This is a genomic window from Nakamurella sp. A5-74 (assembly GCF_040438885.1).
In the GTDB taxonomy this organism is placed as follows: domain Bacteria; phylum Actinomycetota; class Actinomycetes; order Mycobacteriales; family Nakamurellaceae; genus Nakamurella.
This window is the reverse complement of record NZ_CP159218.1, coordinates 4,359,852-4,371,675: the sequence shown is the minus strand read 5'-3', so window position 1 is coordinate 4,371,675 and position 11,824 is coordinate 4,359,852. Positions and strand designations below refer to the sequence as shown.

Genomic DNA, 11,824 nt, shown 5'->3' with positions numbered 1-11,824 from the left:
AGCAGGCGCAGTGCAGCTATGCCGGGCGTGGCCGGGATCGGCGTCCGGCAAGATCGGGAGCGGTGGTGCGCCCGCACATCGGCAACGAGCTGCGCCACCGATCCCGACCAGGCAGTGTCCCGTGACCGAACGAGCCGTGCCGGCCGCCGTCGACGGCGTGTGCCGCTGATCTCGAGGAGAGGCCATGAGTGTCGTACTGGTCGGGGCCAATCCCGGACTGCAGTTGTTCGACGACGCCGGCGTGGTCGCTGCTGCAAGCCTGTGGACCGTCGACTGGTCGGTGTGGGGCGTCGGGACGGCGATGATCGTGGCCGACCGCAGCGGGTGGCGAACGATCGGCACCGACGAGCATCTCGCGCGGATCCTGTTGGAGCGCTTCACCCGGCACTTCCCTGAATTCAGCGGCCTGGGTCCGACGGACGACATCACCCACCTGGACGACCGGGTGGAGATCTCCTCCGACCTGTTCTCCGGTCTGCGCGCCAGCGGTGGCGGGGTCCGACTCCGGATCGGCGGCGTCAAGGACCGTCGTCAGTTCGCGGATCCGTCGTTCCCGCTCGGGGACACGTCGCTGGCGCTCTCGAACGTCTACCTACCCTGCGAGCTGGGCGAACTCTCCATCGACGGCGCGTCGGTCGAAGGCGCCCCCAAGTGCGAGTACGTCGGGGGTCGCTGGTCGTCCACGAGTTACCTGGCCGTCGCAGAGGTGTGGAGCGAGAACGAGGAGCCGGCTGCGGTGGCCACGCTCAACGGTGCCGGGTCGACGGGTGGCTCCACCGGACCGCGGCGTCACCTGCGCGCGGTCCAGCCGCGCTGAGGTCTGCCGATCGCAGCGATGCGGGGCGTCGTGCCCTCAGATGCCGTCGATCCGATCGTCACGCTCGGTGACGTACTGGCGCCCGGCCTGATCAGTGGTGATCGCGGTCGAGCGATTGCGCCGGGTGCGCGGCAGCTGGACCGCCAGACCGAACAGCAGAGCGATCAGACCGCCGGCCATCACGATGTAGCCGATGATGTGGACGTCGATTCCACTGATGTCGAAGTTGACCGCGAAGGCGAGGATCGCGCCGATCACCAACAGCACAATGCCGATGCCGATACCCATGTCGATCTCCATCTCTCGGCCGCCCTCAGCGGCACAACGGCTGCGCAAATGCGACGGCCTTCGGTCTGCTACCCGTCCGCTTCGGTGACCAATCGTCCCGGATGGGTGATTGGCCGTGCCCGATCGGGTCAGCCGGCCTTCGACGACCGTCGACGAGCCGGCTTCTCGTCCTCGTCCTCGTCGTCGTCCTTGTCCGCGGCCTTCGCGCGGGCGGCCGTGGTCTTGGCGCCGGTCGCCTTCTTGGCGGGGGTCGTCTTCTTGGCGCTCGGTCCGCTGCCCGCTTCCTTCCGCTTGGCGACGCTGCGTTCGAGGGCGGCCAACAGGTCGACCACCTCTGCGTCCTCACCGTCGTCGTCGGCGGTCTTCGTCGGGAACGCCTCGCCGCCTTCCAGCTTCGCGTCGATCAGCTGCTGCAGTTCGGCGCGGTAGCTGTCGGTGAAATTCTCCGGGTGGAAGTCGTCGGCGAACGAATCGACGAGCATGGTGGCCATCTTCTTCTCGGCCGGGGAGAGCTTCACCGGGTCTTCGAGCGCCGGGAACTCCGCCTCGCGGACCTCGTCCGGCCAGAGCAGGGTCTGCAGCACCAGGATGCCGTCCCGCACCCGTAGTGCGGCGAGCCGCGTCTTCTGGCGCAGGGCGAAACTGACGATGGCCAGCCGATCGGTCTTCTCCAGCGTCTCCAGCAGCAGCTGGTAGGGCTTGGCGGACTTGCCGGCCGGCTCCAGGTAGTAGGCCTTGTCGTACATCAGCGCGTCCACCTGCTCGGTCGGGACGAAGCTCTGGACCGCGATCTCCCGGTCCTCCTCCGAGGGCAGGCTCTTGAAATCCTCCGCCGACAGGACGATGGTCTGCCCGTCCTCGCTGTTGTACGCCTTCTCGATCTCGGCGAACGGGACCACCTCGCCGTCGAGTTCGCAGATGCGTTGGTAGCGGATCTTCCCGCCGTCCTTGCCGTGGACCTGGGAGAACTTGACGTCCCTGTCCTCGGTCGCGCTGTACAGCCGCACGGGCACGTTGACCAGCCCGAACGCAACGGAGCCTTTCCAGATGGATCGCATGGAACCATGATGACCTGTCCCACCGACAGTAGCGAGGAGAATCGGGCGACGAACTTGTCGACCGGCAGGTCCGCACGTTCCGCACGGGCTGAAGGACGGAGGTGTCGTCGATGCCGCCGAGGTCTCGCGCCACCGGCTCCGACGAGCAGACGACCGTCCGGGTCGACGGTCGACAGCTGGCCGTGACCAACCTGGACAAGGTGCTGTACCCGGAGACCGGGACCACCAAGGCCGAGGTGCTCCGGTACTACGCCATCGTGGCGCCGGTGCTGCTCCCGGTGCTCGAGGGTCGCCCGGTGACCCGCAAGCGATGGCCGCACGGGGTGGCGAGCGACCCCTTCTTCGTCAAGAACCTGGAGCCGGGAGCGCCGTCCTGGATCGCGCGGGAGACTCTTCCGCACACCGACGGCCCGGTGACCTACCCCCTGGTCGACTCGCCGGCCGTGCTCACCTGGATGGCGCAGATGGCGGCGCTGGAACTGCACGTGCCGCAGTGGCGGTTCCACGACCACCTACCGGACCGTCCGGACCGGATGGTGTTCGACCTGGATCCGGGCCCCGGGATCGGCCTACCGGCGTGCGCCGAGGTGGCGCTGTTGCTCCGGGAAGTCCTGCAGCAAGCGGGCTCTGATGCCGTCCCGGTGACGAGCGGGTCCAAGGGTATCCACCTGTACGTCCCCCTCGACGGCCGGCGGACGTCGGACGAGGTGTCGGCGGTGGCCAAGGCCGTCGCCGAGGCGCTGCAGGCCCAGCGACCGGGCACGGTCACGTCCAGGATGGCGAAGTCGTTGCGGGACAGCAAGATATTCCTCGACTGGTCGCAGAACAGCGCTGCCAAGACGACGATCGCGCCGTATTCGTTGCGAGGTCGGGAAGCGCCGACGGTGGCCGCACCCCGAACATGGGAGGAGATCGCGGACCCGGCACTCCGCCAGCTCGATCTGGATGAGGTCCTCGAGCGCGTCCGGGGCGGCGACGATCCGTGGGGTGAGTTCTTCGCGGCGCCCGACGGACCGCAGCGCACAGATGAGTCCACCAGCCTGTCGGCCGATCCGGGCCGCACCGAGGATCGGCAGAGCGATGCCCGGGTGGCCGCGGCAGCGTATGCCGTGGCAGCCATGCAGTCCCGCGGAGCGACCGGCGGTGAGGACAAGGTGGTGAAGTACGGCAGCCACCGCTGGGCGGACCCGAACGAGGGGCCGCGCGGGAGGGTCGTCCGACGTGACCTCGCGCAGCCCCGGGAGAGGTCTGCCCGATCGGAGGTCGCACGGGTGGCCGGGGCCGCGCAGGTGCTGCCGATGGCGGCAGTTGCCGGTACGGCCGGCAGCGTGACGGGTGAACAGTGGCGGTACGAAGGGAAATGGGACGGGATCCGGGCGATCGCCGAGGTCGACGCCACGGTCGAGGGGCGCGGCTCGTTGCGATTGATCGGACGTTCGGGGCGGGATCTGACCGGCGGCTATCCGGAGCTCGTCGAACTGATCGAGCTCGTTGACGGCCACCGGGTGGTGGTGGACGGCGAGATCGTCACCCTCGACGGCGACGGGCGGACGAGCTTCCCGAGGTTGCAGCAACGGATGAACGTGAACTCCCCGACCCCGAGGCTGATCCGCTCGGTGCCGGTGCGCTATTTCGCCTTCGACGTGCTCGAGGTCGACGGGGTCTCGTTGCAGGGCAAGGCCCATGACGATCGGCGTCGGGTACTGGATGTGCTCGGGCTCGCCGGCGAACACGTCGAGGTCCCCGGCCGGATCGACGGGCCCATCGAGGCGGCGCTGCGGTTCACCGGGGAGCAGGGTTGGGAGGGTGTGATCGCCAAGCGAGGTGATTCGCTCTACCGCCAGGGGACCAGGAGTGCGGACTGGGTGAAGATCAAACACCAACGCGCGCAGGAGATCGTGGTGATCGGTTGGCGCCGCGGAGGTGGCCGACGTACCGGTGGTATCGGGTCGCTGCTGATGGCGGTTCCGGACGACGACGGCGCCCTGGTGTACTGCGGCCGGGTGGGAACGGGCTTCACCGACGCAGCGCTCGCTGCGCTCGAGAAGCAGTTGGGAGACCCCGTCGACCGGCCGGCCGCGGAGGTCCCGCGGGAGGACGTCAAGGACGCGGTGTGGGTGCGCCCGGAGCTGGTGGGCGAGGTGGCATTTCTCGAGTGGACCCCGGACGGCCGCCTGCGGGCGCCGACCTGGCGCGGGGTACGCCCCGACAAGGACCCGGCCGACGTGCGCCGGGAGAGCTGACCATGGCGGTGATCCAGCACGCTCGCTGATCGGGCGACGGAGGAGTCGAGATCCCGTCGGGTGATCGATCAGGCTGTGTGCAGTACCAAGGCTGTCGGCATCGGTGCCTGTTGCATCGCCCAACCGCTGCCGGCCGGCGTGATACTGCCGAGCACCCGTGGACCGGCGGCCCCGGTGCAGGACGGGACGTTTCCCGGGAGTCCGTGCGCGGTCAGGTAGCCGATCAGTGCGAACGCGATGGCCTCCTTGGTGTCCGACGGTGCGCCGAAGGTATCGCTGGTGGTGATCTCGACGCCCGGCAGCCGGTTCCGGATCATCGTCATCAGCGTCGGGTTGCGCACGCCGCCGCCGGACACCACCAACAACTCCAGACCGATCCGGATCGCCTCCGCAGCAACGACTTCCGCAGTGAGGGCAGTCAGGGTCGCAACCAGGTCCGCGCCCCGGAGGTGGGGGAACTGACGTGTGATCTCGGCCAGGTAGCCGGCGTGGAAGAGCTCCTTGCCGGTCGATTTCGGGGCCGGCAGGGCGTAGTACGGCTCGGCGAGCAGCCACCGGAGCAGATCCTCATCGGGCGTGCCTGCCGCTCCGAGTGCGCCGTCGGCGTCGAAGTATCGGCCGGTGAGCTGCAGGGCGGCAGCATCGATGAGAGCGTTGGCCGGGCCCAGGTCGTAGGCGTAGGGGAGGAAATCGTCGGACGGACCGGGGACGACCGTGACGTTTGCAATCCCGCCGAGATTCAGTGCGCTGCAACGCTTCCCGACCTGACCGAGCAGCAGCAGATCCAGGACCGGGACCAGCGGCGCACCCTGTCCGCCGGCGGCGATGTCCCGGCTGCGGACATCGGAGACGACGCTCGCTCCGGTGGCCTCGGTCAGGAAGGCAGGCTGCCCGAGCTGCAGGGTGCCGCGCGCGCGGCCCTCCTCGATCCAGTGGAAGACCGTCTGGCCGTGGGTGCAGACCAGATCGACCTCGCCGCAGTCGGCGATGGTGGCCGCCGCACAAGACGCGAAGAACTGGCCGAGCTCGGTGTCCAGAGCGCACACCTCGGCCATCGGCAGTGCCGACGGCGGGAGGGCTGCGACCAACCGTGCGCGGAGCGCAGCCGGGTAGGCCGTCGTACCGCTGGTGACGAGCGTTCCGTGCAGAACGTCGCCCTCGGCGGTGAACTCGACGACGGCGACGTCGACCCCGTCGTGGGAGGTCCCGGAGATCATGCCCAGTACGCGCATCGGTCCACCGTGGCACAGGACGCGATGATCGGCGCGACCGGCGAGGTCCCCAGGGAGCCGGGGCCGCCCTGGTGGCCAGGGATTCTTTCTCGAACTCGTCCTCGACTAGGCGCCGCGGAGGTCGACAGACGTGTAGACGTCGATGAGGCGGCAACGCGGAAGACTGATCGGGGGCAGCACGTGGGGACGGCAGAAGCGAGCTGGGCGCGAGAGCAGGTGCCGAGACGGCGGGAGCAGAGCCGGGTCGCGGTCGGGGAGCGCGTGAACGCCGGTGACGGCGCCGCGGGCGCTGCCGAGGCCGACCTCGTGGCGGTGCGTTTTTCCGAGTTCGTCCGGGCCGCCCGTCCCGGTTTGGTGCGCTACGCAGCGCTGCTGTGCGGCAGCTCAGGGCTGGCGGACGATCTCGTCCAGGAAGTGCTGGTCCGCATCCACCGGAAGTGGAACGCCATCGAGGGCAACCCGCAGGCCTATGCGCGGGCAGCCGTCACCCGGGAGTTCCTGTCGTGGCGACGGGCGCCGGCGCGCCGGCAGATCCCCATGAGCCAGTCGATGCCCGACGCCGCTGTCGGCGGCGACTTCGACGACGGCCCGGATCCGGCGGTATGGGCTGCGGTGCAGGCACTTCCGCCACAGCAGCGGTCTGCGGTCGTCCTGCGGTTCTACCTCGATCAGAGCGACGACCAGATCGCGGCGGCCATCGGCTGCCGGGCCAACACCGTCCGCACCCATGTCTCGCGGGCGCTGGTCGTCCTGCGCGGCGTCATGGGCGACTCGCGCGACGCAACCACACCTCGTGATGGAAGGGATCAGCGATGACCGACGACATCGAGCGGCGTCTTCGGGAGATGCTCCGGGCACGCGCCGACGCGATCGTGGTGCCGGACCGACCGTGGGTGCCGGGGCGGCGTGGGTGGGTTCGGGTGGTGGTCCCGCTCGGTGTCGCGGCGGCGGTGGCAGCCGCAGCGGTTGCCACCTCGACGCTGGTGCCGCCGGGCGCCGAGGTCGGCCCGGGTGCGCCGGCAACGCATGCGTGCCCGACGGCGGAGCCGTTCATGTTCGCGACCCCGGAGCCGATGGACACCCTGCCGCCCCGGTCGGTGGCTGTCCTCTCGGGCAGTTCCGTGGTGTCGTACAGCCCGCTGCCGCCGCCCCCGAGCACGTCTGAGGCCACGCCGGCGACCGGCCCCTCGGGTACCGCAGCCTCGACGTGGGTGACCGCGCCGATACCGGCTCCGGTGAGCAGTGGTGCAGACGTCCCCGAGTCCGGATCGGTGTCCTCGACGCCGGACTGGGAGAAGGCCGATCCCTGTGCGGCGGTGCTCGGGGGATTCGTGACGATGTGCGACGAGGACGGTCAGTTGTGGGCGGTTCCGGAGGTCGACGGAGTGATCCTCGAGCCGGCGGGCTCCGAGGGCTCGGTCACCGGAGCGTCGCACACCGCCGGAGCCCGCCGACCGGCGACGGTGTGGCGGACACCGTCCATCCGCAGCGTCCCCAACGGACCGGAAGGCTGGGCGACGGAATCCCCGCTGACCTGCGAGACGACGACTCCCTCCCGGCGGTGATCCTGGGCATCGCCGGGCTCACCCGGTGAGCGGAACCGTGTCGGTCGGACCAGCCGCGCGATCGACCAGTGCGGTCATGGCGCGCGCGGCGGCGAACACCAGCATCGGGGCCGCCACCAACTGCAGGAGAAGGTGTCCGACGGGGAGGTCGATCAGGGTGTATCGCAGATCAGAGTTCGGCCACAGGTTGGCTTCCAGCGCGGCCCCGACGTAGACCATGCCGAGGGCAGCGACGACGGGAACGGCGGCGCGCGCGGTTCGGGATGCCAGGCTCACCAGGCAGATCAGCAGCAGGAGTCCGCCGAGGAGAAGTCGGCTGTTGTGGAAAAGGAAGCCCAGCGGCCCGGGCATCGAGGCCGAGAGCGAGAACGGCCGCAGCGGGCCGGTCGCCACATAGGCCACCGCAGCGCCGGCTGTGACCACGGCAACGATGGCGAGACCGGGGGAGCCCAGCAGGCGGCGGCCGTCGCGAACCCGCCGCGGATCCCGGTTGAGCGCGGCGCTGGTCCCGAGCAACGGCAACCAGCCGAACTCTCGGACCGCTGCGTCGAGGTCCGTCGTGGTCACCAGGACGAGTAGTCCGCCGATGAAGAGCACGTTCGCGGCGATCGACGATCGGTGCGCCCACCGGCCCGCGCCGAGCAGCGTGAGAAGCCCGGCGAGTGCCGCGACGATCCACGCGGGCACCAGTGCGCTCAATCTCCAGAACAACCCCGACGGTCCCTCGAAGACAGGAAGGCCCAAGTCGATGGCGCGTGCGGCGGGGACGAGCAGCAGCACCGGCAGCACCACCGCAGCAATGGCGGCTGCCCGAGCCCGCGCTCGCGATGGCGGGGCCAGGAGCGATCGCCCGCGCACCCGGATCGACAACGCGAACAGCGCGATCGTCTCTGCGCTCACCGAAATCCGACCGGCATCCCCGGCGTCGGCCAGCGTGGCGCGGATCTCGGCGGCACGGTGCTCGCGGTACGACCGGGGAAGCAGCCGCAGTCCCGCTCGGATCGACCACGGGATTTCGGGGGCGCTCACGAGGACAGTCCTGGCTGGATGCGGCGGACCCTGGTCAGGGCGGCGCCGGCTTGCTCATGTCGCTTGGTTGCTTCCGTGTGGAGTACCTCGACCCCGCTCGCGGCGAGTCGGTAGTAGCGACGCATTCGCGAGTCGACCACTTCCTCACGATCGACCTCGATGAGCTGCTGTGCGCTGAGTCGATCGAGAATGCCGTAGAGCGTGCCGACGCGCATGGTCGTCTGTCCCCCCGAGAGTGAGCTGACCTCGCTGATCAACGCGTAGCCGTGGGCGGGGCCGCCGGCGAGAGCGCTGAGCACGAGGAACGTCTGGTCCGTCATGCTGCTGGGTGCCATGCGCTGAATATATCGTTCAACGGAGTATCCCGCCGCCTGACCCTTCGAAGCCCACGTGTTCTGGGTGGCGGACAGGGTCAGGTTCGTAGCGGCGTGGGCACGGATCGTGGGGCCGGTGGTCGGAATTCGGACGCGGCGGATTCGCAGGGCGGATCGGGGCGTCGTGTCGGTCGGTAGGAGCCGGGTCGTCGGTCCCAGATGACTTGTCCTGCAGTGCCTTCGCCGCTCAGCTCGTCGCGGTGGACGATCGTGTGGTGGGCCGGGCAGAGCAGGGCTGCATTGTCGAGGTCGGTGGGGCCGCCGTCGACCCAGTGCACGAGGTGGTGGGCGTCGCACCACTGTGCGGGGATGTCGCAGCCGGGGAATGTGCAGTGCCGATCACGGGCCCACAGCACCCGTTTCTGGGCCAGGGTGAACAAGCGCTGCTCTTTGCCGCAGTCCAGGACGGCGCCGTCGGCGCCGAGGACGAGAGGGATGATCGTGGCGTCGCAGGCGAGTTTGCGGACGGTGTCGGGTGCGAGCAGCGTGCCGTCGGCGATCGTCCCGGTGCAGGTCCCGGCTCCGGTGCGCTGCTGCAGATCATCCAGGTTCATGGTGACGTTGAGGGTTGCAGTCGGTGCTGCCGTGACGCCCTGTCCCTGGGCGAGGACGGAGCGGCGCAAAGCTTCGATCAGCGCCTCACCGCGGCGCCGATCGGCGGGCCGGTTGTCCCGTTCCTTCGTCTCTGCATCGGGTCGGGGTGCTGCGAGGGTTTGGATGGCTGCTTCGAGGATGCTGAGGCCTTCGTTGTCGACGACGAGTCGGTATTCGTGCAGCCCGGTGGACGTTTCGGTGGGCGATGAGAGTGAGATGTGGCGGCGGCAGCGGTCCTGGAAGTCAGCGAACTCGTCGGGCTTGCTGTGGTGCGCGATGATCCACTGGCGCAATTCCCGAACGCCGCGGGGTCCGTGTTCGGCGCCATGATTCACCAGTTGCTTCAGCACGATCGGGTGCGCACCTGGCAGCAGCTCCGGCGCCAGTTTGTCGTACTCGCCCTGCACGACGACGGCGGTGGGCAGGTCGAGGTCGGCGGTGCGGATGGAGTCGGCGATCTCTGCGAGCTCGGGGCGTCTCAGGATGTGCGCGGCTTTCGCGATGGTGGTTGCTTCGCGGCGGGAGTGCCAGCCGTGTTCGGCGATCCAGCCGCGGGTCGACGCCGACTGGGACGCTTCCACCACACCGCGGGTCTCGGCGTCCGCGGTGACGATCACGCTAGCAGCGCCGGCCAGAGCTCGCAGTTCCGCGAGCTCGCTGAGGAACTCACCCAATTCGCCGGTGGGGCATCGGAAGATGTTGGTGTGCAGTGTTTTCAGCCCGGCACTCAGCGCAGCGGCGTGTTCGCGGATGTCCGCGACGCTCGCTCCACTCGTGCTGTTCATGGGTACGACGCTACTCAGCAGGTCCGACAGTCAAGATCCCTGAAGTGCCTGTAGGGCATCAGGTCCGGTCACGATCCGGTCACGATCTCCGCGGACCTGGCAGTGCTTGCTGAGGTCGTGATGCATACCCGGTCCTGGCCTGGCCGGATCTCGACTCGGTCGTTCTTCCCTCGCTCGATCACCGTGGACTTCCGGAACACGAATGATCGACTCGGTCGGTCATCGCAACAAGGGTTGTCGAACGATGCAGGAGCCGAGATCCGCGGTGCGCCAACGGGATCCCGTCTCCGTCGTTGCTCCTGGGCTCGATCGCTGTGGTGATGGGATGGCGACTCGCTGCGCTCGCTCGATCCCGACGGACCCGGCAGACCACCCGGCGGCGCAGGACTCGGCTCCCGCCGGCGTGATGGGGTTGCGAATCCCTGTGCTCCGTCGCTCGCCATGGCAGCCATCGCTCCGCCCCGGCCTGGTCAGCGGAGCGAGTCGCGGATGTCCTGCACCTTCACCAGATCCACCGGTGCCGAGATGGTGACGGGCGGGATTGCCGACAGCACCAGCTCGACCCGCTCGTGGGTTGCAGGCAGACCCGCGCCGCCCCAGCAGCCCAGACCCACCACGACGCGATCGCCGATCAGCGGGATCGGGTTGACGATGATCCGGTCGCCTCTGTCCTGGTAGATCATGCCGAGGAACGCACCATCGGTGGCCCAGCCCTGGCTTCCTTCCCAGCCCAAAGCCGGCACTGCGGGCCCGGAGTCGGGTGGGACGCTCTCGGCCCCCGAGGACGGAGCCGGCGGCGGATTGAGGAAGACGACACCGCTCGCCACCCATCCGGTCATCGTCGTCTTGTTCACCCGTCCCGCCAGCACGGAGTCGATTGTGATCTCGACCTGCGAGGACTGCCACCCGAGGTCCCCGTCTTCGTCGGTGGACGTCGTCCCGGTCGGTCGCAGCGTTCCGGTCACCAGCGCATTTCCGCGCTGGACGGCTTCGTCGGCGTAGCTCTTGAAGTCGCCGTAGGCGCAGCTGGCTGCACTGATCGGCAACCCGGCCACCGTCACCACTGAGGGCGAGGTGGAGGACGTCGGGCTCAGGGGCGCCGCCGAACCTCCCGGGTCGGAGAGCCCGGAGCCGCCGTGACCGTTCAGGGACAGGACGGTCACCGCACCCCCGAGCACCAGCACGACAGAGGCGGCGGCCACCAGCATCGTCCGCCGAGAATGCCGAGGTGTCTGCGACGGCACCGTTCGGTCCCGAAGATCGGCAGCGTCCACCGACCGTGCCTCGGCGGCCAGGGCCGCCCGGACCCGGTCCTCGGTGCTCGCGAGATCGTTCAGGAGTTCGTCGTGGGTCATCGGGTATCTCCGATCCGAGTGCGCAGGGTGCGCAGGGCCTTGTAGGCGGACGAGCGGACGGCGTCGGCCCGGATGCCGAGCACCTCGGCGGTCCGTTCGACCGACCAGTCGAGGAAGTACCGCAGGATCACCACGTCGCGCTGCCGGTCCGGGAGGCTGCGGATGGCGGCGACGACGTCGCCGTCGGTCACCGTGGGCGGGGATTGGGCGGCGAGCGGCGCGGGACTCTGTCTCTCCAACCAGCGGCGGGCGACGATCCGCCGTCGGACCTGCGACCGTGCACGGTTGACGACGGCAACCCGGAGGTAGGCGAGCGGATCGCCGGTGATCCGCTGCGGCTCGAGTGCGGCGAACACGTCCTGCACGGTGTCTTCTGCGCTCTCGACGTCGCCGAGCCACATCACCGCCAGTCGTACCAGCTCCAGGCGGTGGGCAGCGAACAACTGTTCGCGGTCGGGGTGCGGTGACGCGGTGCTCACCAACG

General features: G+C 69.2%; 12 protein-coding genes. 4 read left to right on the top strand and 8 right to left on the bottom strand.

The genetic code is table 11. The annotated features are described in order from the left end of the window. Nucleotides 1-184: 184 nt before the first annotated feature. Nucleotides 185-817, top strand: coding sequence for a hypothetical protein (locus tag ABLG96_RS20060; protein WP_353649074.1), 633 nt, complete (start codon nt 185-187; stop codon nt 815-817). Nucleotides 818-853: 36 nt separating this feature from the next. Here the strand turns inward: ABLG96_RS20060 and ABLG96_RS20055 are convergent, their stop codons facing one another. After that, complete coding sequence (locus ABLG96_RS20055) at nt 854-1,105, bottom strand: DUF6458 family protein (RefSeq protein ID WP_353649073.1); 252 nt, start codon at nt 1,103-1,105, stop codon at nt 854-856. Nucleotides 1,106-1,233: 128 nt separating this feature from the next. Beyond that, on the bottom strand, nt 1,234-2,163 hold the full coding sequence (locus tag ABLG96_RS20050; RefSeq protein WP_353649072.1) for a Ku protein: 930 nt from the start codon (nt 2,161-2,163) through the stop codon (nt 1,234-1,236). Between the two features lie 110 nt (nt 2,164-2,273). Between ABLG96_RS20050 and ligD the strand changes: the two genes are divergently transcribed. After that, nucleotides 2,274-4,406 carry a non-homologous end-joining DNA ligase gene (gene ligD / locus ABLG96_RS20045; protein ID WP_353649071.1) on the top strand — a complete coding sequence of 711 codons (2,133 nt, stop codon included), beginning with the start codon at nt 2,274-2,276 and terminating at the stop codon, nt 4,404-4,406. Nucleotides 4,407-4,474: 68 nt separating this feature from the next. Here the strand turns inward: ligD and ABLG96_RS20040 are convergent, their stop codons facing one another. Beyond that, a complete protein-coding gene (locus ABLG96_RS20040) occupies nt 4,475-5,638 on the bottom strand; it encodes an anhydro-N-acetylmuramic acid kinase (RefSeq protein WP_353649070.1) in 1,164 nt (387 codons plus the stop codon). A 216-nt stretch (nt 5,639-5,854) separates the two neighbouring features. Between ABLG96_RS20040 and ABLG96_RS20035 the strand changes: the two genes are divergently transcribed. Together ABLG96_RS20035 and ABLG96_RS20030 are read left to right on the top strand one after the other, a co-directional pair. After that, complete coding sequence (locus ABLG96_RS20035) at nt 5,855-6,454, top strand: sigma-70 family RNA polymerase sigma factor (RefSeq protein WP_353649069.1); 600 nt, start codon at nt 5,855-5,857, stop codon at nt 6,452-6,454. Continuing rightward, the gene (locus tag ABLG96_RS20030) at nt 6,451-7,203 is read left to right on the top strand and encodes a hypothetical protein (protein WP_353649068.1); all 753 of its coding nucleotides are present in this window, start codon (nt 6,451-6,453) and stop codon (nt 7,201-7,203) included. Before ABLG96_RS20035 ends, ABLG96_RS20030 begins: the two co-directional genes overlap by 4 nt. Before the next feature lie 18 nt (nt 7,204-7,221). On the opposite strand, the gene ABLG96_RS20025 is transcribed toward ABLG96_RS20030, so the two are convergent. The 5 genes from ABLG96_RS20025 to ABLG96_RS20005 form a co-directional block, all read right to left on the bottom strand. Next, on the bottom strand, nt 7,222-8,232 hold the full coding sequence (locus ABLG96_RS20025) for a hypothetical protein (RefSeq protein WP_353649067.1): 1,011 nt from the start codon (nt 8,230-8,232) through the stop codon (nt 7,222-7,224). Next, on the bottom strand, nt 8,229-8,567 hold the full coding sequence (locus ABLG96_RS20020; protein ID WP_353649066.1) for a PadR family transcriptional regulator: 339 nt from the start codon (nt 8,565-8,567) through the stop codon (nt 8,229-8,231). The genes ABLG96_RS20025 and ABLG96_RS20020 overlap by 4 nt, the downstream gene beginning before the upstream one ends. A 77-nt stretch (nt 8,568-8,644) precedes the next feature. Further along, nucleotides 8,645-9,985 carry a DUF222 domain-containing protein gene (locus ABLG96_RS20015; RefSeq protein ID WP_353649065.1) on the bottom strand — a complete coding sequence of 447 codons (1,341 nt, stop codon included), beginning with the start codon at nt 9,983-9,985 and terminating at the stop codon, nt 8,645-8,647. A gap of 470 nt (nt 9,986-10,455) precedes the next feature. Continuing rightward, a complete protein-coding gene (locus ABLG96_RS20010; RefSeq protein WP_353649064.1) occupies nt 10,456-11,340 on the bottom strand; it encodes a hypothetical protein in 885 nt (294 codons plus the stop codon). Further along, nucleotides 11,337-11,819, bottom strand: coding sequence for a sigma-70 family RNA polymerase sigma factor (locus ABLG96_RS20005; RefSeq protein ID WP_353649063.1), 483 nt, complete (start codon nt 11,817-11,819; stop codon nt 11,337-11,339). The genes ABLG96_RS20010 and ABLG96_RS20005 overlap by 4 nt, the downstream gene beginning before the upstream one ends. Nucleotides 11,820-11,824: the final 5 nt, after the last annotated feature.